The 23132-nt window shown below is 52.8% G+C and carries 22 protein-coding genes and 1 pseudogene; 16 read left to right on the top strand and 7 right to left on the bottom strand.

All coding sequences use genetic code 11. From position 1 onward, the window contains the following. The first annotated feature begins 188 nt into the window (after nt 1–188). A complete protein-coding gene (locus tag HY868_02615) occupies nt 189–3008 on the top strand; it encodes a hypothetical protein (GenBank protein MBI5301002.1) in 2820 nt (939 codons plus the stop codon). A 138-nt stretch (nt 3009–3146) separates the two neighbouring features. After that, nucleotides 3147–3356, top strand: coding sequence for a response regulator transcription factor (locus HY868_02610; protein ID MBI5301001.1), 210 nt, complete (start codon nt 3147–3149; stop codon nt 3354–3356). 135 nt (nt 3357–3491) lie between these two features. Here the strand turns inward: HY868_02610 and HY868_02605 are convergent, their stop codons facing one another. Beyond that, entirely contained in the window at nt 3492–4103 is a 612-nt protein-coding gene (locus HY868_02605) for a hypothetical protein (GenBank protein MBI5301000.1), read from the bottom strand. A gap of 431 nt (nt 4104–4534) precedes the next feature. Between HY868_02605 and HY868_02600 the strand changes: the two genes are divergently transcribed. The 4 genes from HY868_02600 (at nt 4535) to HY868_02585 (ending at nt 8377) form a co-directional block, all read left to right on the top strand. Next, nucleotides 4535–5506: a hypothetical protein gene (locus tag HY868_02600; GenBank protein ID MBI5300999.1), complete on the top strand. Its 972-nt coding sequence runs from the start codon at nt 4535–4537 to the stop codon at nt 5504–5506. Next, complete coding sequence (locus HY868_02595) at nt 5451–5993, top strand: hypothetical protein (protein MBI5300998.1); 543 nt, start codon at nt 5451–5453, stop codon at nt 5991–5993. Before HY868_02600 ends, HY868_02595 begins: the two co-directional genes overlap by 56 nt. 370 nt (nt 5994–6363) lie before the next feature. Continuing rightward, nucleotides 6364–7662, top strand: coding sequence for an NADP-dependent isocitrate dehydrogenase (icd, locus tag HY868_02590; GenBank protein MBI5300997.1), 1299 nt, complete (start codon nt 6364–6366; stop codon nt 7660–7662). Nucleotides 7663–8065: 403 nt separating this feature from the next. After that, nucleotides 8066–8377, top strand: coding sequence for a hypothetical protein (locus HY868_02585; protein ID MBI5300996.1), 312 nt, complete (start codon nt 8066–8068; stop codon nt 8375–8377). A 14-nt stretch (nt 8378–8391) separates the two neighbouring features. On the opposite strand, the gene HY868_02580 is transcribed toward HY868_02585, so the two are convergent. The 6 genes from HY868_02580 to HY868_02555 all read right to left on the bottom strand — a co-directional run bounded on the left by HY868_02580 (nt 8392) and on the right by HY868_02555 (nt 14699). Beyond that, the gene (locus HY868_02580; GenBank protein ID MBI5300995.1) at nt 8392–8625 is read right to left on the bottom strand and encodes a hypothetical protein; all 234 of its coding nucleotides are present in this window, start codon (nt 8623–8625) and stop codon (nt 8392–8394) included. Between the two features lie 201 nt (nt 8626–8826). Then, nucleotides 8827–9750, bottom strand: coding sequence for an ABC transporter permease (locus HY868_02575; GenBank protein ID MBI5300994.1), 924 nt, complete (start codon nt 9748–9750; stop codon nt 8827–8829). After that, on the bottom strand, nt 9750–10757 hold the full coding sequence (locus HY868_02570; GenBank protein MBI5300993.1) for an ABC transporter permease: 1008 nt from the start codon (nt 10755–10757) through the stop codon (nt 9750–9752). Before HY868_02570 ends, HY868_02575 begins: the two co-directional genes overlap by 1 nt. 72 nt (nt 10758–10829) lie before the next feature. Then, nucleotides 10830–12671, bottom strand: coding sequence for a peptide ABC transporter substrate-binding protein (locus HY868_02565; protein ID MBI5300992.1), 1842 nt, complete (start codon nt 12669–12671; stop codon nt 10830–10832). Between the two features lie 23 nt (nt 12672–12694). Continuing rightward, the gene (locus HY868_02560) at nt 12695–13879 is read right to left on the bottom strand and encodes a M20 family metallopeptidase (GenBank protein ID MBI5300991.1); all 1185 of its coding nucleotides are present in this window, start codon (nt 13877–13879) and stop codon (nt 12695–12697) included. Between the two features lie 31 nt (nt 13880–13910). After that, entirely contained in the window at nt 13911–14699 is a 789-nt protein-coding gene (locus HY868_02555; GenBank protein MBI5300990.1) for a GntR family transcriptional regulator, read from the bottom strand. A gap of 449 nt (nt 14700–15148) precedes the next feature. Here HY868_02555 and HY868_02550 point away from each other — a divergent pair, with 449 nt between their 5' ends. The 10 genes and pseudogenes from HY868_02550 (at nt 15149) to HY868_02505 (ending at nt 22993) form a co-directional block, all read left to right on the top strand. Then, nucleotides 15149–17902, top strand: a complete 2754-nt coding sequence (locus tag HY868_02550) for a LuxR family transcriptional regulator (GenBank protein ID MBI5300989.1) — start codon at nt 15149–15151, stop codon at nt 17900–17902. A 206-nt stretch (nt 17903–18108) separates the two neighbouring features. Next, on the top strand, nt 18109–18348 hold the full coding sequence (locus tag HY868_02545; GenBank protein ID MBI5300988.1) for a hypothetical protein: 240 nt from the start codon (nt 18109–18111) through the stop codon (nt 18346–18348). 77 nt (nt 18349–18425) lie between these two features. Next, the gene (locus HY868_02540) at nt 18426–19178 is read left to right on the top strand and encodes a DUF4386 domain-containing protein (protein ID MBI5300987.1); all 753 of its coding nucleotides are present in this window, start codon (nt 18426–18428) and stop codon (nt 19176–19178) included. An 11-nt stretch (nt 19179–19189) separates the two neighbouring features. Continuing rightward, on the top strand, nt 19190–19627 hold the full coding sequence (locus tag HY868_02535; GenBank protein ID MBI5300986.1) for a hypothetical protein: 438 nt from the start codon (nt 19190–19192) through the stop codon (nt 19625–19627). A 343-nt stretch (nt 19628–19970) separates the two neighbouring features. Further along, a complete protein-coding gene (locus HY868_02530; protein MBI5300985.1) occupies nt 19971–20375 on the top strand; it encodes a hypothetical protein in 405 nt (134 codons plus the stop codon). Between the two features lie 66 nt (nt 20376–20441). Next, on the top strand, nt 20442–20870 hold the full coding sequence (locus HY868_02525; protein ID MBI5300984.1) for a hypothetical protein: 429 nt from the start codon (nt 20442–20444) through the stop codon (nt 20868–20870). 83 nt (nt 20871–20953) lie between these two features. Then, nucleotides 20954–21667, top strand: coding sequence for a DUF4386 domain-containing protein (locus HY868_02520; GenBank protein MBI5300983.1), 714 nt, complete (start codon nt 20954–20956; stop codon nt 21665–21667). Nucleotides 21668–21724: 57 nt separating this feature from the next. Beyond that, nucleotides 21725–22405, top strand: coding sequence for a DUF4386 domain-containing protein (locus HY868_02515; protein MBI5300982.1), 681 nt, complete (start codon nt 21725–21727; stop codon nt 22403–22405). A 1-nt stretch (nt 22406) separates the two neighbouring features. After that, complete coding sequence (locus HY868_02510; GenBank protein ID MBI5300981.1) at nt 22407–22853, top strand: hypothetical protein; 447 nt, start codon at nt 22407–22409, stop codon at nt 22851–22853. Then, nucleotides 22850–22993: pseudogene (locus HY868_02505) on the top strand (NAD(P)-dependent alcohol dehydrogenase). Before HY868_02510 ends, HY868_02505 begins: the two are co-directional and overlap by 4 nt. Nucleotides 22994–23132 lie beyond the last annotated feature (139 nt).

Genomic DNA, 23132 nt, shown 5'->3' with positions numbered 1-23132 from the left:
CGGGCGCAGTGAAGATTCGCTGGAAACAATGGTTGGTGTATGCCGTGGTTGCCATTGGCTTTAGTATGGGAATATTTTTTGTTTCAAGTTCGTCTGCAAATGCGGCATCTTCAGCGCAGTTGAATGTAATCGCGTCCGACGCGAACCATGTCATCTTGGAACTTGTTATCTCCAGCTACGATTCGCGCGTGGAAACTGTTGGCAACTCCAGATTCATCGCGCTGGCAATCTCCGACCTGGGACAAACCAATGCGCCCGGCAAACCACAACTTCCGATCAAAGGCACACTCGTCGGAATTCCCGCGGGCGCAGATGTTGCTCTGCGTCTCGTCGGCGACGAAACACGCAACGATGTGCTTGCGCATCCGTCTCTGCCCGCGCCGACGACCCAGGTTCAATTCGATCCGACCCAGACCCTGCCGCGCTACCTGGGACGCGCGTTTATCCCAGATAGCTCTGCTTATTCCACGAGCCAGGTTTATCCTGCGAGTACAGTTCGCCTCGTCTCGTTTGGAACTTGGCGCAGTCAACGCTATGCGTTAATCGAGTTCGCACCGCTTCAATACAACGCGGCGTCGCGTCAACTGATTTTTCATCGCCGCCTGCGCGTGGAACTGACTTTTACGTACCCTGGCGGCGCGCGTTCATCGATGCTGGGTCAACCGATCAACGAAGGTTTCTTCGAGCCGATGTTAGCGCGTTCTATCGTCAACTATTCGTCGGCGAAGAATTGGCGGAGTCGAGCCAAACCGACCCAAGCCGTGAGACCGCCTAGGGCGACCCAGGTCAACGCCGCCGGTCCCTGGTACAAGATCGCCGTGAGCGACGATGGCATCTATCAAATCACCTGTGCCCAGTTCGCGAACGCGGGCATCAATCTCACGACGCTCGATCCGCGCACGCTGAAGATATTCAAACAAGGAAATGAAATCGCGATACAAGTCCTGGGACAGGACGACGGTCATTGCGATGGCGGCGACGTTGTCTTGTTCTATGGACAAGCAGCGCGCACGAAATACACGAACACAAATATCTACTGGTTCACTTTTGGCGGCGCGGCGGGCAAGCGAATGACGCAACGCGATGGAAGCGGAACGGGAACACTGGTGACGACCTTTACCGCCAGTGTCCATTTGGAGAAGGACTGGCAGTACATTCCTTACTTGCCACGCGCGGAAGACAGCGATCACTGGTATTGGCTCAGTGCGCCCAATCCGTATGACCCGGATCACAATGGCGATCCCACTTCGGTGGATTATGCGTTTGCGCTGCCGAACCTTGCGAGTGGCTTATTCACGGCGACACTCCAAATTCGCATCGCGGGCTTTAGCGCGAGTGACCACCAGACGCTCACGTACATCAATGGACATCTCTTGGACGATACGACCTGGAATGGAAATGTCGAGCGCGTCGCCGCGTTTAACTTTCCCCAGAACTATCTCGATGCCATCACAAACACCATTCGAATCAAAGAATCCTTGCCGTCGCCGAATAGGATTGACATCAACCATTATGACGTGGGCTACGCCGGCACGCTGACCGCGATCGGCGACACGCGGCGTTTCGGGCAAACGGCAACCGGCGCATGGCAATATCAAGTGAACGGTTTTACTTTGCCGACCATCCAAGGATTCGACATTACGAATCCCTTCGACGTGGCGCAGATTACGAACGCGACGGTATCATCAGCCGGCTTAAATTACACATTTCAATTCGCGGACACGCTCACAGCGCCGCGCACGTATCTCGCGTTGACAACCGCGCAGTTCAAATCGCCGGCGAGCATCGCGTTGGATTCGCCTTCCGATTTACGCAACGCGAGCAACGGCGCGGATTACATCATTATCGCGTATGGCGATTTTATACCCAACATTCAACCGCTTGCGACCTTTCGCACCGCGCAAGGGATGCGCGTCAAAATCGTAGATGTGCAGGATGTCTACGACGAATTCAGCGATGGGCTGATGGACGCGCAGGCGATCCATGATTTTCTGCAATGGGCGTACACCAACTGGCAATCGCCCGCGCCCGCATACGTACTTCTCGTCGGCGACGGCAACTTTGATTTCAAAAACAACTATGGCTTTGGCGAACCGAACTTTATTCCGCCGTACTTGCGATTTGTAGACCCCTGGGCGGGCGAAACCGCGAGCGACAATCGGTTGGTCGCGTTCAACGCGACCAACGCGCTTCCCAGCATGGCGATTGGACGACTGCCGGCGGACAGCGCGGCAGATGTCGCGACGATGGTCAACAAAATCCTGGGTTACGAGCAAAATGCACCCGGCGGCGCTTGGCGCTCCACGATTACATTCGTCAGCGACAATGCGTACCAAACGAATGGGACGCTGGATAATGCCGGAAATTTTTGGAACTTGTCTGATCAAATCGCGGGCAACTCGAACTATGTGCCATCCACCCTGACGGTTGATCGAATCTATTTTAATCCATGTAATTCCCAAACCTATCCGCAATGCGCGCTGGCATATTCGGCTTATCCCACGAACACGGCGACGAAAAACGGAATCCTGGCGGCAATCAACGACGGGCGACTAATCGTGAATTACTTGGGGCACAGCGCGATCCAGTTTTGGGCGGGGGAACAATTGTTCGGTGTAGCAGACCTGCCCGCGTTGACCAACCAGAACAAACTGCCGGTGTTTCTCGCGATGACATGCTACGATGGATATTTTCATTTTCCCGGCGTGCCCAGTTTAGCCGAAAAGAATGTTCGTCTTGCCGGCGGCGGCGCGTTGGCGAGTTGGTCGGCAAGCGGTCTGGGTGTGGCAAGCGGTCACGACTATCTCAATCGCGGATTCTTCCAAGCGGTTTTTCGCGACCGCATACGCGAGATTGGTCCAGCGGCGATTGCCGGGAAAATGTATCTTTGGGTAAACAGCGGCGGCGCAAATCATGATCTATTGGATACCTTCACGTTGCTCGGTGATCCGGCGTCGCGGCTTTATTTGCCGGCTCCGAACATCTATTTGCCGATGATAGTTCGGTAACTGAGATCCTTCCGAAATGGGTTTGCGGATTTTGCGGCAGCATGATACCTGGTCGCGCTTTTGGCTGTTGCCGCGATATCAGGCAATGCGCCAGCTACATACAAAGATTCAGGAATCTCGAAAGGACATTTACCGGTGATGGAAAATCATTCGATCCTAACCCGCCGCGAACGCGAAATCGCCGCGCTCGTTGCGACCGGCGCAAGCAATAAGGAAATCGCATATCAACTCACCATCAGCGACAAGACGGTCAAGAACATCCTGACCAAGGTCTTTGTCAAAACCGGCACGCGCTCGCGCACGGAACTCGCGGTGCAGTTGGTGCAAGCCAGGTACAACGCGCAATAGCCACCACGCTGTGGCATCTGCTTTTCCGCGCATGCCGACCTGGGAGTGAGGTCGGCATTGTGTTTTTGCGCAATGGTAGTTTTGGCAAGGCGAGAAAAAATTTGAAGGATAGTCACGCATCTCCGGGGGCGAGGTTCATTTATCTTCCTCCTCTATGTCTTCCGATTCATCGTCCCAGTTTGGGTATTGCGCTGGCATCGTGCCGTGCGGCTCGACGATGCGCGGACGCGGACGCGGTACGCGCGATGGTTCGGGACTTGTCTCGATCAATTGAACGTCGAATTCGTGTTGATCGCCAAAATCGAAAAGGTACCGAAAACGTTGTTTCAGTCGCAGATGCAGATTGCCAATTGGGATCGCGCTCAAATGGCGCGCGTCGCCGTGACCGTATTCGGTTGCCTTGTTCCAGACGCGCCCGCTCAAGAAGAACGTGTGCAAGTGATCGTCGTCGAAATCGGCGGCGTCAATAATCGCGTAATGCAAATTATCTAGTGTGTGCGTGGCAGATGTTTCGATAATGAACCAAACATCCTCGGCGCGGCGATAACTCACTTTGAAACGATAGGATTGCGCGTCAGATGCAGTCGCTGGCGCGGTGGATGCGCGGAGCGTGACGACGGGCAATGCGCGTGCGGAAACCAGGTCTAGGTCATCGCTCAACGTTTTGAGTGTCGCGTCCGACCATGCCAATTCGACGGCGCGCAAGAGGTGAATATCTGCACCATAGCCGTCGAGTAACTTGAGCACGTGTGCGAGTAACGACTTGAAGGCAGTTCTTCCTTGAACAAGTTGCTTTTGCTGAACGGGACATTCGCGCGGCGATGTGCATCTACCATCCAACCGAACAACAACGCCGAAACATTGTGCTCCCAGGTTTCCGCGTCCACCGTCGCGCCAAAATTTTCAGCACCCCCAGTGCAACAGTTAATGACAATTCTGAAGCCACACAAGATTTAGATGTTACAGTTGATCTAATAAATTCTTTAGCGAGTCAATATAACCCTTGATTCGCTCATTTTGTCTATCGGTCATTTGATTTGGGTGTGACTAAAATCAGTTGATTGGCGCAAAGTATCTCAAGGGCACATCAGTGTGGACATTCATATATTGAGTTGAAAGAAAAGCGTTCTTCTGGGATGATAGGGTTGAACAAGATACGTATTCCCAGAAGGCGTCGTATGTCTCTCACTTCAACTCAAATGATTCAGCAATTGCGAGCGGACTTCGAGAAGTTGCTCGGCTTGGTCACAGGGTCTCAGTCCCAGACTGTTACGCTCAACCAAATGGAACGCAGTTTGTTTCGCCAAGTGTTGCGGCTCGGTTTCAAATTGCTCCAACTATTTGTGACCACCCGCGTCCAAGCCGAAACTCACGCGTCCCAGCCCGGCGTGGGCAAGACTCGACTGCCCTACCATTCGCAGAAACCGATTGACTACTTTTCGATCTTTGGCAAATTAAGTTTTGCGCGCGCCTATTTCTACACGGCTGGGCAACCCGGCGTGTGCCCGCTCGACCAAGCCATGAGCCTGCCGCAGCGCTGCTATTCCGACCTGCTGATGGAGAGTACCGAACTATTGGCAGTGGACAGCGCCTACGATAAAAGCTTGCAAGTGCTCGCGCGCTTATTGGGCTTGAGCGTACCCGAATTGGCTTTGGAAACCCAGGTCGCCGAACACAGCCAAACCGTGAAAGCCTTCTATCGCCAGCGGCCGAAATTTCTTCCCACCGAAAAAGAGCACATCTTGGTCGCACAAGCCGATGGCAAGGGCGTGCCCATGGTGCGCCGGGAAACGCTCTCGCCCAAAGCGCGCCTGAGCAAAGGCGACAAAAAGACCCGCATAAAAGAGACCATTGCGATAGCCATTTACACCATCGCACCCTATCGGCGGACGCCCCAAGATGTGGTCAACGCCTTGTTCAAGAAAGGCATCGCTCCACCACAACGACCAGCACCTTGTCACAAGCAAGTCTTCGCTAGCTTGGACGGGAAAGACGCGGCGTTCAAACGGCTGGCGGCATGGGTGCGCCGCCGCGCGGGTTCTCACATTCGCACGCGTGGCGTTGACCGACGGCGCGGAATCCTTGCAAAAGCACATGCGCGCCAAACTGCTCGGGTTCACTTTGGTGCTGGACATCATCCATGTGGATGAACATCTTTGGAAAGCGGGCGCCGCGCTCTACGGCGAAACGGAGGCAACGCGCGCGACCTGGGTCGAAACCCAGATGCAGGATATTCTGTTCAGTCATACGGACCGTGTGATTCAGCGGTTAGAGAAAGAAGCCAGTGACTTGCCGAAAAGTAGTTCGGTTGGAAAAGTGCTGGGTCAGGTCGCCAACTATTTACGCCGCAACACCGAATACATGGATTATGCCGACTACCTACGACACGGTTGGCCAATCGGCACGGGTGTGGTCGAGGGAACTTGCCGACATTTGGTCAAAGATCGTATGGAACTCTCTGGAATGCGTTGGACGCTCTCGGGTGCCGGTGCATTATTAGCTTTGCGTGCGGTGAATGAGAACGATGATTGGGAAGCGTTCCATGAGTACCGACGCAAGCAACAGCACAAAAAACTGTACGGCACACCAATGAACACGCGCTGGCTTCATCATGTCCAACAACTTGAAATCAACTGATTTTAGTCACACCGATTCGATTTGATGCAAGGACTCAAGACACGCTGGGATCCACAGGGAATCTTGGGAGTAGACGGTTTTCCGGTCATCGTCGTCAACGATACGTCCGGCAGTGATGCGTAAGAAGATGGCAAGAAGGAGTACGCTCGCTGAAAGTTCAGCGAAGGAAATTCGCCAAGTACAGGAATCGAGCCGCAGAAATGATCAAAAGAAAATGATGACCAATGAGAAGCGGAGCCATGAACGTAGCCGCCTTTTTGCATTCTGCTTGATGTGTGCTTTTGACTTGCTAAAATTCCAAATTCGGGGGATAATAACTCGTGATTGATAAAAAGCAAGTCGATGTTTTATTCTAACAGGAGATGTTCCTATGCCTAGCCCCAAACCCATTCCCCCGACTGACGGTGTCAAGATCACGATCCAGAACGGCAAATTGCATGTGCCGGACAATCCCATCATTCCCTTTATCGAAGGGGATGGAACGGGTCGTGACATTTGGCGCGCGAGTGTTCGTGTGATGGATGCCGCTGTGCAAAAGGCATATCGCGGCAAACGTCAAATCAAATGGATGGAAGTTTATGCGGGCGAAAAGCCGTTCAAGCTTTTCGGTTCCTGGCTTCCCGATGAAACCGTCGAGGCGTTCCGTGAATATTTGATCGGCATTAAAGGTCCGCTCACCACACCCGTCGGCGGTGGCATTCGTTCGTTGAATGTTGCGCTTCGGCAATTGCTCGATTTGTACGTCTGCTTGCGACCCGTGCGCTGGTTCAATGGTGTGCCCTCGCCGGTCAAGCATCCCGAAAAAGTTAATATCGTTTTCTTCCGTGAAAACACGGAAGACATTTATGCGGGGATAGAATTTGAAGCCGGGACTGAACAGGTTAAGAAATTCCTCCAATTCTTCAAGGAGAATTTCCCGGCAGAGTATGCCAAGATTCGCTTCCCCGAAACGTCGGGTATCGGTGTCAAGCCGGTTTCGCAAGAAGGCACTGAGCGATTGGTGCGCGCGGCAATCCATTACGCGCTCGCCAATCACCGTAAAAACGTGACGTTGGTGCATAAAGGCAACATCATGAAATACACCGAAGGCGCATTTCGCAATTGGGGCTATGCGCTGGCGGAACGTGAATTCGGTGACCGGGTTTACACCTGGGAACAGTGGAACCGCACCAAAGACTTTAAAGGCGAGGAGGCGGCGAACGCCGAGCAAAAAACGGAACTGGCAAAAGGCAAACTACTCATCAAGGATGTGATTGCCGATATTGCCTTACAACAATTCCTCACGCGCCCCGATGAATTCGATGTTATCGCGACATTGAATCTCAACGGCGATTACGAATCCGACGCCGTCGCCGCGCAAATTGGTGGCATCGGTATTGCGCCGGGTGGTAATATCAACTATGTCACCGGTCACGCCGTTTTCGAAGCCACCCACGGAACCGCGCCTAAATACGCTGACCTCGATGTGGTGAATCCTGGGTCAGTGATCCTTTCCGGCGAAATGATGTTTCGGCATATGGGCTGGATCGAAGCAGCCGACCTGATCCTCAAATCGATGGACGCGACCATCAGCGAAAAAATCGTGACGTACGATTTCGCGCGCTTGATGGAGACAGCAACCAAAGTCAAATGCAGTGAGTTTGGCGACGCGCTGATTGCACGCATGTGATTGCTTCGGCATGAGCGGACAGAGATTTTGACAATTGAAGTTGTCCCTTACTACCAAAGCAATCGATATCCCCAATACCCTTCCTAGTCATGAAACGCCTACTTAGTAGGCGTTTCTTGTTTACTCAACAGACCCAAACTTGTTCTGTGAGATTCTGCACATAGCACAAAGTGCTTGGCGGCATCTGATAATTCAACGCCTTTGAGGCAGCATAGATTAATTTGTGTAGACACACACGGCGTGATATCCACAATGGCAATTTTCGCAATACCGCAAAAGTCACTCTGGGATTTGACAAATGAGGTTCTCATGGCAGACTGCCTCCATCCTACCACAGACAGAGCAGCCCATGAGAACCCCAAAGACAATATACCATACGACGCCAACGATTTATCCATGTGAATTGACAACCCGTCTCCAATGCCATGCACCACTGGTGGACTTGCCCTATGTCAACGGACGCAAAACGATTCAAACGATGACCGATAAACGGAGTGGTGCCTGGGAATTGATTCCTGGTCCCAGCACCCTGCGCGAGATACTTTATGCGCTAACCCAGGTCGCGCCGCAAGAATTCGTGCAAGAACAACAACGAGTGCGCACGCATCGGCGTCGGTTTCGGATGCATACACACTCAGCCAAACAATCCAAGGCTCAACTCAAAGACTTGGCGCGTCGCTGGAAAATGCTCCCAGCGGACGACGTGCCCAAGTGAGTTTTGCGGTATTGCTAATATAGATTTTGACCCTCGGCCGTTTGCAGTGTCTCGCGTGAGCAGGCCTGGGAGCGCATAACAAAGAACAGCCTCAACAGCTTTGCCCCCAGACGGATCAGTAGCTTGAACAGCCCGCGCTCAATTTGGTTGGCGGGGGCGGTGCGAGCCTGTTCACCTGTAACGAAATTGATCATCTTTTCAAACTCAGCACGAATATCGTGTATAATCTCCTGTGAGTTGGAAGTCATGGTTTCTCTCGTGAAGTGGTTCTGGCAAACACACTTTACTAGAGAGAGACCAGACTTTCAACTCAAATGAAACACACCCAATTGAAATTGGCTCGCGTCATCTCTGATCGCGGGTTCGACGAGTATCGAATGCTCGCCGGCAAATCCTCATTCGGTTTGCCAATGCCTCTCTACAGGCAGATAACGATTACTGAACAAATATCACGCGACATGATGTGGGTCCAAGGCGTCGCGCAAACCATCCCCGATGTAATTGACGGCGATGACGGTGAGGAAGATGAACAGTCCAGGGAAGACAGCCGTCCACGGCGCATAGTCCATTTCGGATTGCGCGTTCCGCAACATATTGCCCCAGGTCGGTGTGGGCGGTTGCACGCCGAAACCCAGGTAGCTCAACCCGGATTCCGTGATGATCGCCGCGCCTACCCGAAGCGTCGCCGCGACAATGATGGGACTCAGCGCGTTGGGTAGAATATGCTTAATGATGATGCGCCAGTTCGGCGCACCTGCCGCGCGGGCGGCTTGAATGTATTCCTGCTCCTTGATCGAAAGGTACGACGCGCGCACGAGCCGCGAGACGCTCATCCACGAAGTTGCGCCAATGACGAGGACGATCGGTACAAAGCCACTGCTCAGAAATGGAATCACTCCGGCGCGGAGCAATTGCGTGAGCAAGATCGCGACGAAGAGCGTCGGGAGTGTCAGCATAATATCCGCCACACGCATCAAGAGGTTGTCAACCACGCCGCCGTAGAAACCAGCGAGCGCACCCACACTCGTGCCGATGACCACCGCGAGCAACATCGCGGTCAGCCCAATGAGCAGTGAAATGCGTCCGCCATCCATCGAGCGAATCAAGACATCGCGCCCCAAGCCATCGGTGCCCATCGGATGTTGGAGCGAAGGCGCTTGATATTTCTCGACGACGCGCGTTTTAGTCGCGTCGTAGTTCGTAATGATCGGCACGGCAATCGCGCTGAGGATGAGCAAAGCCAGGACAGCGACGCCGGCAAGCGCGGGACGATGCCTGCGGAAATGTCGCCATGCAATCGAAAAGAGCGTATCGTACCGCGCCGAGTTTTTTGGTCCTACATGCAGATCGCGAGTCGAAGTGAGTTGTGCCATTAGTCGTACCGAATCCTGGGATCGAGAAAAGCATAGGCGACATCCGCCACGAGGTTAAAGACGACGATCAATGTCGCGCTCAACATGAGGATGCCCATCAACACGGGATAGTCGCCCCGTTGGGCGTGATCGAAGAAAAGTCGTCCCATGCCGGGCCAAGAAAAAATCGTTTCCGTAAATAACGCGCCGTTGAAAAGTATGGGGATTTCGAGCGCGATGATCGTGACCAGCGGAATCGCGGCATTCTTCATCGCATGTTTATAAGTCACGACGCGCTCGCCGAGACCTTTGCCGCGCGCAGTGCGAATGAAATCCATCTTGAGCACATCGAGCATGCCCGCGCGCATGTAGCGGACGTGTTGTGGAAGTTGGACGACGGAGAGCATTGCGACCGGTAGCACGAGATGCCATAGACGGTCAACGAGCGGCGGCGGCGCGTCTCGCCCCAACGTAACCATTCCGCCCCCAGGAAAGAGTGGCAGCGGCGCGGGATGCGGAAACAGAAACGTGCCCGCCAACGGGTTTTGCAAATTCACCGAAAAGATGATGATCAACAAAAGACCGAACCAAAAGACCGGAACGGAGTGTCCCATGAACGCAAGCGTTGTCGTGATGTGATCGAACCACGAGTACTGTCGTACGGCTGAGACAACACCAATCGGAATGGAAACAATCAGCGAGATCACAAAAGCCGTGATGGAAAGATACAGCGTATTCGGGAGGCGCTCGGCAATCTCGTCGAATACCGGGCGATGGGTCATGAGCGATTCGCCCCAATCGCCGCGCAACGTCTGACTCAGCCATTTGAGATACTTGACCGGCAGTGGATCATTCAGACCGTACTGCTCGGCGAGCCGCTCCAGGTCTTCCGGCGAGATGTCGGGATTGTTCTGATAAACGGCAAGCGGATTATTAGGCGCGACCTGGATCAACGAGAAGACCAGAACGCTGACGACAAATAAAACCGGGATCGCTTGCAAGAGGCGTCGGATGATATATCGCGTCATAGTTGAATCGTGCGATAGTTGAATCGTTGGATAGTGAAAACTATCCAACGATTCAACTATCCAACTAACAAACTACTTGAGCCACCAATTCGCGGCGTTCGCGCCAAAGTCTGGGTTCGAGGCGTTGTAGCCGACATAGTTTTGCAGTCGCTCCGAGTATCCACTCGAAGCGGAGCGATTGTAAAGGAAAATCACCGGCAGTTCGTTCGCGATCAACTGCGCGCTCTGGCAGTACAGGTCGTGCCGCAGTTTGAGATCGAGAATGCCGCCAGCTTGCTCGATGGCTTTGTCGGCATCCTTGTTGACCCAGCGGGAATAGTTTGCGCCGGCACCCTTATTCGCCGCCGTGGGCATCATCGCGGAATCATAGTATTGGTACATGTGCGAGTGCGGGTCGGCGATGTCGGGATTGGGCGAGAACTGGATGATGTCGAATTGACCGTGGCGGCGGACTGCGCCGCTCGCCCACGTGCCGAACAGGACATCGGACGGCACATTCTCGATGTACACCTCGACGCCAATTTGCTTGAGCTGATCGAGGATGAGCTGTTGCGTATCCTCGCGCAGTTTGTCGCCGCTTGTCGTTTGATATTTCAAGCGCAGTCGCGTGCCGTCCTTCACAAATTTCGCGCCTTTCGAAACGCGAATGCTATCTGTGCCGGGCACCCAGCCCGCCTCGGTGAGCAATTGTTTCGCCTTGTCCAAACTGAATTCGCTTGACTTTAATTCGCAAGTCGCCCATCCGGCGTGTACGTCGGAAGTTGCCACTGATGCTTTGCCAAAGAGCAAGGTGTCAACGATCTGTTGCTTGTTGATCGCGAGCTGCATCGCTTGGCGCACGCGCAGATCGCCGAGGATGGGATGCGGATTGTTGAGCGGGTCCGGCGTCGCATCAATTTTCGGATCCGCAAGATTGAGGACGAGACGCTCGGAACTGGTGGATGCCTTGGAGACGAACTTGATGCCCGGCATTTTTTCGACGGTCGGGAGGACCGCTTCGCTCAAGTTCCACATCACGTCCACTTGACCGCTCTTAAGCAAATTCAGACCCACGTCCACACTGGGAACGAATTTGACGATGATGCTGTCGAGGTACGGTTTGCCCGCTGTCGCGTCGCGATAGTTCGCGTTGCGGACGAGCGTGATGTGATCGGCGGATGCCCATTCTTGGACTTGAAAGGGACCGGTACCAATCGGTTTGCGGTTGTACGGCCACTTTTGCATGTTCGCCGGATCGCCCGCGCTCTTGGGCATGATCGGGTTGCGAAAGAGCGCGAGAAAAGGCGAATAGAGGTTCTTGAATTTGGCAACGGTCGTATCTGCGTCAGGACACGTGATCGAATCCAAATCGGTCCAGCCGACTGTGGATGCCGCGCCGCTTTCTTTTGTCATGACCGCTTTCCAGGTAAAGACGACGTCGTCGCACGTAAACGCTGTGCCATCCGACCACTTGACGCCTTTTCTATGTTTGAACGTAATCGTCTTGCCGTCGTCGGAGACGCCACCATTCTCTTTAGTCGGCAGCGTCTCGGCGAGGTTCGGAATGAAATTGCCATCCGGGTCCAAAGTCACTAGCCCTTCGAGAATCATCGCGTTGATGCTCCACATTGCCGACGTGGTGCCGATATAGTGATTGAGTGTGGGCGGTTCCTGGCTGTACGCGATAGTGACGGTCCCGCCGCGCTTGGGTGTTGCTGCCGCCTGGGTCGGTACGGCGACGGGCGCGGTCGTTGCGACGGCTGCCTTCGTCGGCGCGCTCGTCGCGCTGGATTGAGTTGACACGCTCGGGGCAGCGGCTTGGGTTGGCGCGGTCGTCGCGGCTGGCGCTTGAGTTGGTGCGGCAGGCGCGCACGCGATGGCAACTAGAACGAGCAGAGTCACACTCAGCAACAGTTGAATGGATTTGGACAACATCGTTTTTCTCCTCTTGAGATTTCTTATTTCCGCGACAGCGCGGCAAATTCCGATTTCACTTCCTGCATCAAGTTGTCATCGCACAGCAAATCTATCGTCGTCAGCGCCAACGCTTTCGCCGCGTTCAACATTCCGAGATGACCGGCTGGCGAAATGGCGGCTTGGCGAAACGCGGCAGTATGACCGCCGGTGCCTTCCGGCGTAATGGCGACGTAAGGATGCAACGAGGGTACGACCTGGCTCACATCTCCGTGATCGGTTGATCCCATCCGTTCGTGTGGACGCGGCTCGCACACTTCAACGCCAATCGCGCGCCAGTTGTCGGCGAACGCGCGTCCCATCGCGCGATTGGGAATCATCTCGGCGAGACCATCGTCTACAGTTTGTTTGAGTTCAGCGCCGATCGCGATCGCGCCTGCCTGGGCGCATCGAATAACCTGCTGGGTAATTTCTTCGAGGTAGGTCTGGCTTGCCGCGCGCAGACTGAACTTGGCGGCGGCGTATTCGGGAATGATGTTGATGGCTGTCCCGCCATGTGTGATGATGCCATGAATACGCGCATCCACTTTCAAATGCAAGCGCAGAGCATTGATGTTGTGAAACGCCGCGAGTAACGCTTCGAGTGCGCTGATGCCATCTTCCGGCGCGGCTGCCGCGTGTGCGGCTTTGCCGAAAAATTCAAGCGTCAAGCGTACCGTCGCGAGTGAACCGCGCGTAACCATCGTGCGCGCGGAGGGATGCACAAGCATCGTCGCGTCCACGCCGTCGAATGCACCCTGCTTGAGCAGATGAATTTTGCCGCTGCCGCCTTCTTCGGCGGGTGTGCCAAGGATGATTACATTCCCAGGTAATTCGTTCCACAAACCATGCAGGGCGATGCCCGCGCCAACAGCCGCAGTGCAGACGATATTGTGTCCACAGGCGTGACCCAGGTCTGGCAACGCATCGTATTCGGCGAGCAGGGCAATCGTGGGACCAGCGCGCTTGCCGCGCAATTCAGCGCGAAAAGCAGTTGGCAGATCACCGATTCCACGTTGCACTTGGAATCCATGCTTTTCCAATTCGTCGCACAAAAGTGCCGCCGATTTTTGTTCCTGGAACGCGAGTTCCGGATTGGCATGAATCGTCTCGCTGAGTTGAACGAGCGCGGGGCGAATCGTATCAATGGTTTCAATGGCTTGCCGTTTCAGATCGGCAGGGTTGATCATCGGGTCTCCCTATTTCAGATTGGGTTCTCGCTTATTCGCTTCCCAACAATCTATCATCCGTGATTGAGGCGGCGCGGGTTTGCGTCTTGAGCGCGTTGCGGCTGTGCTCCTGCGCGAGGCGTTCGGCGAGGTCGGCATTGTGCGCGGCAATCGCTTCGAAGATGGCGCGATGTTCGTCGACCGCCGGCGCAAATCGGTCTGGATCGGTGAACTCGTACAACGGCAGTGGTCCCGAATTGAGGCGGATCAAATTCTGCAAGCGCTGGTTTTTGGCGGCGAGTTCAATCGCGCGATGGAATTGGGCGCTGGCTTGCGAAAGTCCTTCGACATCGCCGGCGTTGCAGGTGTGTTCCATGCGGACGATGGTTTGTTCCATCAGCGCGAGTTCGGTGGGGGTGGCGCGTTGCGCGGCACTGCGTGCCGCCAGTCCCAAGAGCGCTTCACGGATCTCGAAGATTTCAACAATATCGTTCAGCGCGAGGACTGGCACAACAAAACCGCGGCGCGGCGATTTCTGCAGCAAGTATTCCATCTCGAGTCGCTGCAACGCTTCGCGGATGGGCGTGCGACTGATGCGGAGCACACTGGCGAGATCGAGTTCGGTGAGATGTGTGCCCGAAACGACCAGCCCACTTCGAATGGCTTCGCGAATCGTCCAATAGACGATGTCTACATTCGTACCGCGCTGGGAGTTCTTTTTATAGAGCACCTGCAATTGACTTGCGATTTGGGGCAGACCGGCTTCTTCGCTTAGAGGCGTGTCAGTCATTTTCGTTTTGCGGCGAGGCGACTTGGCGTTCTTATGTTCTTGGCGGGGCATAGGATTCTATCCTCTTTCCTTCAAAATGCAGCGGATGACGAATGGCTCAAACGACGAGCGACATCTCTATTATATAAGAATTCCTACGTATGTCAAGATATATCTTTGTATACAATAAAACCCCTGACTCTTGGCATATTGGACTCTACAGGACGGGCGTGGTCTACTTGCATTAGAAAACTTTCGTAAAGGGATGTAGAAAAATGCCGCAAAAAGTCACCGCGAACAGGTGTTCTAACATCGCATTCATCAAATGGACAATTAGTAAACTCCCCGCCCGTCACATTGACCGCGCGGCTGGTGATTGGGATGGGAAATCACCCATTCGCCATGAATACTGTCGCCGCTGCGATGTTGATTTCAGTCGGAGCGCCGCGCCGGTCGGATCATACGGGACATTTGGTTTTGCCGCTTTTTGAATTTTGGAGTGTTTGTTTTATAATTGATCAATGTCTACATCAATTTTAGCCACGAAACTTTATATCCCCCCAGCTCAGCCTAAAGTTGTCCTCCGCCCCCGCTTGATCGAGCGACTAAATGAAGGTCTGCACCACAAACTGACCCTTATCTCTGCCCCCGCCGGTTTTGGTAAAACCACGCTGGTTAGCGAATGGGTCGCCGGTTGCGACCGCCGCGAACCAAAGCTTCGCGTTGCCTGGCTGTCGCTGGACGAAGGGGATAACGACACCACACGCTTTCTGATTTACCTCGTCGCTGCTATGCAAACGATTGCCCCGACTATTGGACAAAGCGTCTTGGGCATGCTCCAATCTTCCCAGCCACCGCCTCCCGAATTTCTCTTGACAACCCTGCTCAATGAAATCACCCCCAGCCCGGACAACCCTTCGACACGCTTCGCGTCAGGACAGAGTTTCGTCCTTGTTCTTGACGACTACCATGTTATTGATTCCAAACTAGTTGACCATGCTCTCACCTTTCTGATCGAGCACCAACCACCGCAAATGCATCTCGTCATCGCTACGCGTGAGGACCCACAATTGCCCCTGGCACAGTTACGCGTCCGGGGTCAACTGACCGAGCTGCGCGCCGCCGATTTGCGTTTCTCCCCAGCCGAAGCCCCCGAATTTCTCAATCGTGTGATGGGATTGAATCTTTCAGCCGAAGACGTTGCCGCATTGGAAACGCGGACTGAAGGATGGATCGCCGGTTTGCAACTCGCCGCGATTTCAATGCAGGGACTGGATGACACCACCCGTTTTATCCAATCTTTCACCGGCAGTCATCGTTTCGTGATGGATTATTTGGTTGAACAAGTTCTGGGACAACAATCCGAAAGTGTCCAACAGTTTCTGTTACGTACGTCTATGCTCGATCACATGTGCGGTCCTCTGTGTGATGCGGTTCTGCTAGACTCTTCTGTTTCCGGTCAAGCCACTCTGGAATATCTTGAACACGCCAACCTGTTCATCGTCCCTTTGGATAGCGAACGGCATTGGTATCGCTATCACCATCTCTTTAGAGATTTGCTGCGCCGGCGTCTCGAACTGACTTGGCTTGCCCAAGTGCCCGTGCTCCATCAGCGCGCGAGCGAGTGGTATCGCGCCGCGGGACTAGTGGAGCAGGCGATGGGGCACGCGTTCGCGAGCCAAGACTTGGAACGTGTGGCGGCGTTGATTGACGAGTTTGCCGACGAACTGAATCTTCAGATGAATCAGGTCTTGCTCAAGAAATGGATGGAGCGATTGCCACACGCTCTGATTCGGACGCGCCCGTGGCTCTGCGTCTACGAAGGTTGGGTGCGGTATTGGACCGGGCAGCGCGCGCAAGTTGAGGAGAGTCTTCGCAACGCCGAACTCGCGTTGGAGAGCTCGACCCGGAACTTGAGCGATGAGGAGCGCAAGCATATTGCCGGTCACATCGCAGCCATTCGTGCTCATCACGCGCTGACGGATGAGGCGTTGCCGCGCGTACTTGAAATGGGGCAAACGGCGCTCGAACTCTTGCCCGAAGCGGACCATATGCGGTGCGAAGCCGCGGTGGCGATGGGCGGTGCGTATTGGGGCTTGGGCAATAGCGCGGCGTCGCAGCAACATTTCTATTTGGCGAAAACAATCGGATTGAAGCACGGTCAGCGCGCGCTGGCAGTTTCCGCCGCGTGCTATACGAGCATGATGCAAGTCAAACGCGGGTTGGTCGCTGACGCGTTTGAAACGTTGCGCGAGGCGCTGGATCTAGCGACCGGTCCCGGCGGCGAGCAATTCCCGATTGCCGGATTCGCCAACGTCAAGCTGGGTGATCTCTTGCGCGAGCAAAACGATTTGGAGAAGGCGAGCCAGCAGATTGTTCAAGCGGTGGATCAATGCATCCAGTTGGGTCAGGCGGATGTCCTGACCGATAGCTATGTGACCCTGGCGCGCTTGCGACTGGCTTTGGACGATTTAGAAGGCGCGCGTGAGGCGATTCAAAAAGCGGACGAGGTCGCTCGCCGGGTCAAGATAGATCCATTCGTCTTTTGCTGGTTGCAGGATTGTCACGTGCGATTGTGGCTGGCGGATGAGGATATGGACGCGATCGTTCGCTGGGTGGAGCAGAGCGGGCTGACCGTGAACGATCCGCTCAGCTATCACTACGACTTGCACCACATCAATCTGGCGCGTGTCCTGGTTGCGCGCGGGATGCAACCGGATGCGCTCCAGTTGCTCGACCGGCTGATGGCTGCGGCGGAATCGGCGGGTTGGGTCCACGAGATGATCAAGATCGCGATCTTGCAGGCGCTGGCTTTACAAGCGAAAGGGGAAACCCATCGCGTGCCGGCGGCATTGTCACGCGCGCTAACGCTCGCCGAGCCGCGCGGCTATATGCGTATCTTTGTGGATGAAGGCGCGCCGATGCGATTGATGATTTTGGATTTACGAGTTTCGATTTTGAAAACCTCGCCGCATTTGTGCGTCTACCTTGAGAAACTGCTCGCCGCGTTTCACTCGACAACAGCCGAAAATCCAAAACTTGTCCTGAGCAAAATCGAAGGATCCAAGATCCAAGGTTTGGTCGAGGCATTGAGCCAACGCGAATTGGAAGTTCTACGACTCATTGCCCAGGGACTCTCGAATCGTGAAATTGGCGAACGACTTTTCCTCGCCTTGAGTACGGTTAAAGGACACAGCCGCATCATCTTCGACAAACTAGAAGTCCACAATCGCACTGAAGCCGTAGCGCGCGCCCGCGAGCTAGGTCTGTTGTAACTCGAAACTCAGATTACTCTGCTTTAGAATTTCCCCTCTCTCTCCTCACAACAATACCTCCGAACAATACTTTAGTATCTAGCCAGCAATACCATATTCCGAGTATGTTACCCGTGCATCAAGTGGCACAAATTGTTTTGACGAGCCACCACGAGCACAGGCAAATGTCAAACAAACTCGATTCCAAAAGTGACCCCAATCGCCCCATGATCTATCAGATCAGGATCAAGGGGCATCTGGACAGCCAATGGACAGATTGGTTCGATGGCTTGACTATCACGCTGGAAGACAATGGCGATACGCTTTTAACCGGTCCCGTGATTGACCAAGCCGCGTTGCACGGCTTGCTAAAAAAAGTGCGCGATTTAGGAATGCCCTTAGTCTCGGTCAGTCCTGTCGAACCCGGCCCCCCGACTACGCTCGGGACAAGCCAGGCAGACGCGTGAGCGGTCAAATGTCAAATCATAAATAGGCGTAGGCGGCTTGTTTACGCCAAAATCAATCACAACAAAAGGAGAAGAAAATGAAAACGACCAAAGCAAGTCCCCAGGGGACAGACAGAAAGACCGCAACAGTTGTGGGCGTGCTATTCATCTTGGGGACGGTTCCGGCCCTACTGAGCCTGCCACTAGCGTTAAACACTGTCAGTGCTCCGGATCATCTGACTGCGATTTCCACAAATGAAGGACAGATGATCATCTTCACGGCGGTTAAATTCATCATGGGTATTGCCTGTGCCGGTATTGGACTTGCGCTGTATCCGATTCTGAAGAAATACCACGAAGGCCTGGCGTTTGGTGCGGCTGGATTCAGGGTTATCGAGGGAATGACCTCTGTTGTTGGCGCTCTCCTCTATGTTGTCCTATTAGCGCTAAGCCAGGAATTCGTGAAAGCTGGGGCTCCGGTGTCATCGTACTTTCAGACGGCAGATGTACTGATCAACACAGGAATCGGTTGGTTTAATAATGTGGCCATGCTGTTGACTTTCGGCATCGGTGCCCTGATGTACTATGTTGTCTTCTATCAATTCAGACTCGTTCCTCGATGGATAACCGTTTGGGGTCTGGTTGGAATCACAGGGACCATCATCAGCGCTCTGTTGGTGATGTTCCATCTCATTCCTCCGGCTGGGACAATCCAAATTGTTCTCAATATGGTGATCCTCCCGCAGGAGTTGGTTTTGGCGGTCTGGCTGATCGCAAAAGGGATCAATCCGTCGGCGGTCGCTTCTCTGTCTGCGAAAACTTCGACGAACGAGCTTTTGAGCGCGGCATAGGAGAAAGCAAAATGCTAAGAAAAGGTTCGATCGTTCTTTCAATATGGTGCGTCATCAACTTTATACTCGCCTTTATCATATTGTGCTATGTCATCGTTCTCAAAGAGGACTCCCCAATTTTGCAGGTTGCTTCTTTTTCAGAAGCTGAAATTGCCAGCCTTGGTGCTAAGACCATTGCTTCGCTCAATGCTTTCACGATCCTGTACAACTCTTGCTCGCTGGTTATCTCGGTGCTGACGTGGCCGCTCATCCGCAATAACCTGCTCGCCGGTCAAAAAGCGACTTTCTGGATGTTAGTGTTTGTGATCGGCTTTATAGAAGTGATGGCGTTTTTCGCTTCCTCATATATTGGGCATGGTCGCTGGCAGGTGAATGTTGTCCAGAGCGCTTTATACCTTGTGGGCATTGGCCTGTCGGGCTATTCCATATTCAATCGTAAATTGGCGTGAGCGTCTTGTTTACACCAAAATCAATCACAACATGGAGTTGCAAAATGAACCAAGGTTTAATCTCACAAATCCAACAAATCGGTACCGGGGCAGCATTCATTTGGGATAGAGCAAAATCGGAATAGGAGTTCATCATGAAGCGCCAAACTTTAAGAAAATTGATCTTGCTCATCTCTTTCTCGATCTTTCCCATTAACGTTGTCTACCTCGCACCCGCGCCGCCGATCATGAGTCTGAAGGAAGGAGTGGTCAATTTGAGTGTCGTTGTGCTTACATCCTAGCAATGCTCAATTGTCTTCTAACAAATTTTCAACCAACAACATTTAACAGGAGGACTATCAAAATGAACACACGCGTAACCCCGACTAAAAAGATCGACACGCAAGTTCTGCTCTCAACCCTGTGGGACATTGTCATGCTCAACATGCTGATGGCAGACATTCTTTCGTTATTCATCCCTGGGGCGGCGGATGAATTGGCAAAAACTGCAGGCGCAACTCCGATTCCCCAACTAATGCTAGGTGGCGCAATCATGATGGAGATTTCAACGGTCATGATCATCCTTTCTCGCGTATTGAAGTACGGCGTGAATCGGTGGGTCAACATCATTACGAGCATCATCACGATTGCGTTTGTTGTCGGTGGTGGAGTATCCTATCCTCACTACATTTTCATCGCCACGGTTGAAGTGATCTGCCTGCTGAGCATTATTTGGTTTGCATGGAAGTGGCGCAGCCCTGAAGGGTAGCCCGGCAGATACGTCAGATGTCAAATAAAAAACACATCCATATCGTTCAAAAAAGGAGATCAAAAAATGAACACAACCAAAGAGACCGCAAGAAATCCGCTAGATGTGAGGATAATCCTTGCAGTGCTATGGGTAGCTGGAATGTTAAGTAGTTTAAATGGGGATACGTACCGCTTAACTGATCCGGCTGTACTAAAGTCTTCACTTGCGAATAACGGACCTATCGTAGCAACTCCCGAACTATTGTCAGTAATGGCAATAATATTTGTGGGTCACATTCTTATGAGTGCCTTGACCGTGACGTTAAAGTCTTCCGTGAGTCGTTGGGCAAACCGCATCATGGGCATATTCTATGCGATGGTTGTTATTGCTTTTTGGGTTTTAGGTTTTGTATTGCGATCCCCTGGTTATGAGATAGTTTGGTCAACCGCACAACTTGTGTTTGCCTTATTGGTTGTTTGGTACGCTTGGAAATGGCCCAACCCTGAAAGTTAGGACCAATAATAAAATCAAATAAACACCATCCCTTCACTCAGGAATGGATTGGCGAAGGTATGGTATTACTCAAGGAGAAAAAAATGGAAACAAACAAAAAGACCGCTGTGATTGTTGGAATTCTATTCATCATTGGAACAACTTCCGGTGTCCTAGCCGGTGTTGTTACCGCCCCGATCATGGCAGGTTCGCCGTACCCGCTCAATGTATCTGCAAGTGAAACCCAATGGATTATCGGAACACTCTTCGTCTTGCTGATGGGATTATCCCTCGCCATGGTTCCGGTTATGTTGTACCCGATCTTTAAAAAGCATGATGAAGTCCTGGCATTCGGGTCAGTCCTGTTTAGGGGAGTACTTGAAGCAGTATGCGAAACGCTCCTGGTGATCAGTATGTTCCTGTTATTGACCGTTAGCGAGATCTATGGAAAGACTGGAGCCGCCGATGCATCCAATTTTCAAACACTGGGTTCTACGCTCATCGCCGCAGGAGATTGGATCCAACAGATCGGGGGAATCGTTTTCAGCGTCGGTACGTTGATGATCTTCGTCCTGTTTTATCAAACCCGGCTCATTCCGCGATGGCTGTCCGGCTGGGGTCTTATTGGCGCAGTGTTGTACTTCTTTGCCAAAATTGTAAGCATGTTTAGCCCGTTGCACTTGGCTCCAGTAATCGGTGAGGGAATAGGGCTATTATTGGTCCCGACTGCCATTCAGGAAATGGTCTTTGCGGTCTGGATGATCGTGAAGGGATTCAATCCATCGGCGATCGCTGCCCTGTCTGCTAAAAGGGATTAAACGAAGTGGGCATTAGCCAGTCGGGCTATTCCCTATTCAAATCAAAGGAGAGAAAAAATGAACACAAGCAACAAGACCGCAAGAATAGCTGGGTTCCTGTATCTGATTTACATCGTAGTTCACGCCTTTGCGAATGTGATTGGTCGTTCGAAAATCATTGTATTCGGAGATGCCGCCGCAACTGCCCAAAATATTATGGCTGCTGAGTGGCAATTCCGTGTCGGCTTCGTGAGCGATCTAATCTCGGCGGTGTTATTTCTTTTGACGGCTTGGGCTTTGTACGTGTTATTAAAACCGGTGAATAAAAACGTTGCCCTGCTGTTCTTGCTATTGAACCTGGGGGGTGTCGCTATCGAATGTTCTAGCGATCTTTTTCTAGTTGCCAGCTCGTTACTTTTGAGTGGCGCTGATTACTTGAAGGTATTCCAAACCGATCAACTGCAAGCACTGTCAATGTTATCTCTGTATTTATACAAAAATGGGTTCACCATCGCCCAGATATTTTTTGGTGCTTGGCTCTTTCCGCTTGGCTATTTGGTTTTCAAGTCGGGCTTCCTTCCCAGGATATTGGGCATCGTGTTGATGATCCATTGTGCTTTCTGGCTGATGACGGCGCTTCAGCCCTTCCTTTTTCCCGGCTTCGACGCAATAACCTATGTCAGCTACCCGCTTGGATTCATTGCGGAATTTGGACTTACTTTGTGGCTGTTGATTAAGGGTGTTAAGGAGCAGGAATAAAATGGAGCAGAAAAAGATGGCCCAATCAAAAGAAATGACAATATTGGCTGTAACAGGAGGATTAGGATTCTGGGTGGCGAACTTTGCAATTTCTCTGACTCCCATCGCTGCGGAGTATAGAACTGCTCTTTCGATTCCTTATCTCCCCATGCTTCTTGAAGCTTTGATCGGCGGTCTGATGATCGGATTCTGCGTCAGCTATTTCTTGCTTCGTTTCTTTGATAAGATGCCGACAAAGCATCCAACTGTAAAATCCGTACTCCTCAGCTTCATCGTCCTAATCATTCTCACAATGCTCATCGAAGTTCCCGCAAAATTTCTCACGCCGACGAGTGATGCCCTGCATTACTTCCTCATCGGCGCCATGTTTAACGTAATAAGGATTCTCGCCCTTGGAATAGTTATTGGCTATCTATACGATAGACTCAACGGGAGTGTGAGAAAATGAAAGCGATTGTCTGCACAAAATACGGTCCGCCAGAAGTGCTACGGCTGCAAAAAGTGGAAAAGCCCACACCCAGGGACCGCGAAGTATTGGTCAAGGTTCATGCAACCACCGTGACGATTGGCGACACGATCATGCGCAGTCTTAACCGTCATTTCACATAACCGATATGAGTAATTTTCACATAACCTCTGTTAGAATGAGTGTACCATTTCAATTCAGGAGGTTCACTCATGACGCGCACTTTAACTGTTCGCAAACCAACTCGGCGTGAAGTCCACG

The sequence above is a fragment of the Chloroflexota bacterium genome, assembly GCA_016219275.1.
Taxonomy (GTDB): Bacteria; Chloroflexota; Anaerolineae; order UBA4142; family UBA4142; genus JACRBM01.
This window is presented reverse-complemented; position numbering and strand designations above follow the sequence as displayed.

Bases quoted from the DNA above. Each gene is read 5' to 3' on its own strand.
- HY868_02555 (MBI5300990.1), bottom strand. From the start codon at position 14,699: ATGCCCCGCCAAGAACATAAGAACGCCAAGTCGCCTCGCCGCAAAACG.
- HY868_02540 (MBI5300987.1), top strand. From the start codon at position 18,426: ATGAAAACGACCAAAGCAAGTCCCCAGGGGACAGACAGAAAGACCGCA.
- HY868_02580 (MBI5300995.1), bottom strand. From the start codon at position 8,625: ATGACTTCCAACTCACAGGAGATTATACACGATATTCGTGCTGAGTTT.
- HY868_02565 (MBI5300992.1), bottom strand. From the start codon at position 12,671: ATGTTGTCCAAATCCATTCAACTGTTGCTGAGTGTGACTCTGCTCGTT.
- HY868_02610 (MBI5301001.1), top strand. From the start codon at position 3,147: ATGGAAAATCATTCGATCCTAACCCGCCGCGAACGCGAAATCGCCGCG.
- HY868_02510 (MBI5300981.1), top strand. From the start codon at position 22,407: ATGGAGCAGAAAAAGATGGCCCAATCAAAAGAAATGACAATATTGGCT.
- HY868_02515 (MBI5300982.1), top strand. From the start codon at position 21,725: ATGAACACAAGCAACAAGACCGCAAGAATAGCTGGGTTCCTGTATCTG.
- HY868_02560 (MBI5300991.1), bottom strand. From the start codon at position 13,879: ATGATCAACCCTGCCGATCTGAAACGGCAAGCCATTGAAACCATTGAT.
- HY868_02525 (MBI5300984.1), top strand. From the start codon at position 20,442: ATGAACACAACCAAAGAGACCGCAAGAAATCCGCTAGATGTGAGGATA.
- HY868_02575 (MBI5300994.1), bottom strand. From the start codon at position 9,750: ATGGCACAACTCACTTCGACTCGCGATCTGCATGTAGGACCAAAAAAC.
- HY868_02595 (MBI5300998.1), top strand. From the start codon at position 5,451: ATGCGCGCCAAACTGCTCGGGTTCACTTTGGTGCTGGACATCATCCAT.
- HY868_02520 (MBI5300983.1), top strand. From the start codon at position 20,954: ATGGAAACAAACAAAAAGACCGCTGTGATTGTTGGAATTCTATTCATC.
- HY868_02570 (MBI5300993.1), bottom strand. From the start codon at position 10,757: ATGACGCGATATATCATCCGACGCCTCTTGCAAGCGATCCCGGTTTTA.
- HY868_02530 (MBI5300985.1), top strand. From the start codon at position 19,971: ATGAACACACGCGTAACCCCGACTAAAAAGATCGACACGCAAGTTCTG.
- icd (MBI5300997.1), top strand. From the start codon at position 6,364: ATGCCTAGCCCCAAACCCATTCCCCCGACTGACGGTGTCAAGATCACG.
- HY868_02550 (MBI5300989.1), top strand. From the start codon at position 15,149: ATGTCTACATCAATTTTAGCCACGAAACTTTATATCCCCCCAGCTCAG.
- HY868_02600 (MBI5300999.1), top strand. From the start codon at position 4,535: ATGTCTCTCACTTCAACTCAAATGATTCAGCAATTGCGAGCGGACTTC.
- HY868_02545 (MBI5300988.1), top strand. From the start codon at position 18,109: ATGATCTATCAGATCAGGATCAAGGGGCATCTGGACAGCCAATGGACA.
- HY868_02535 (MBI5300986.1), top strand. From the start codon at position 19,190: ATGCTAAGAAAAGGTTCGATCGTTCTTTCAATATGGTGCGTCATCAAC.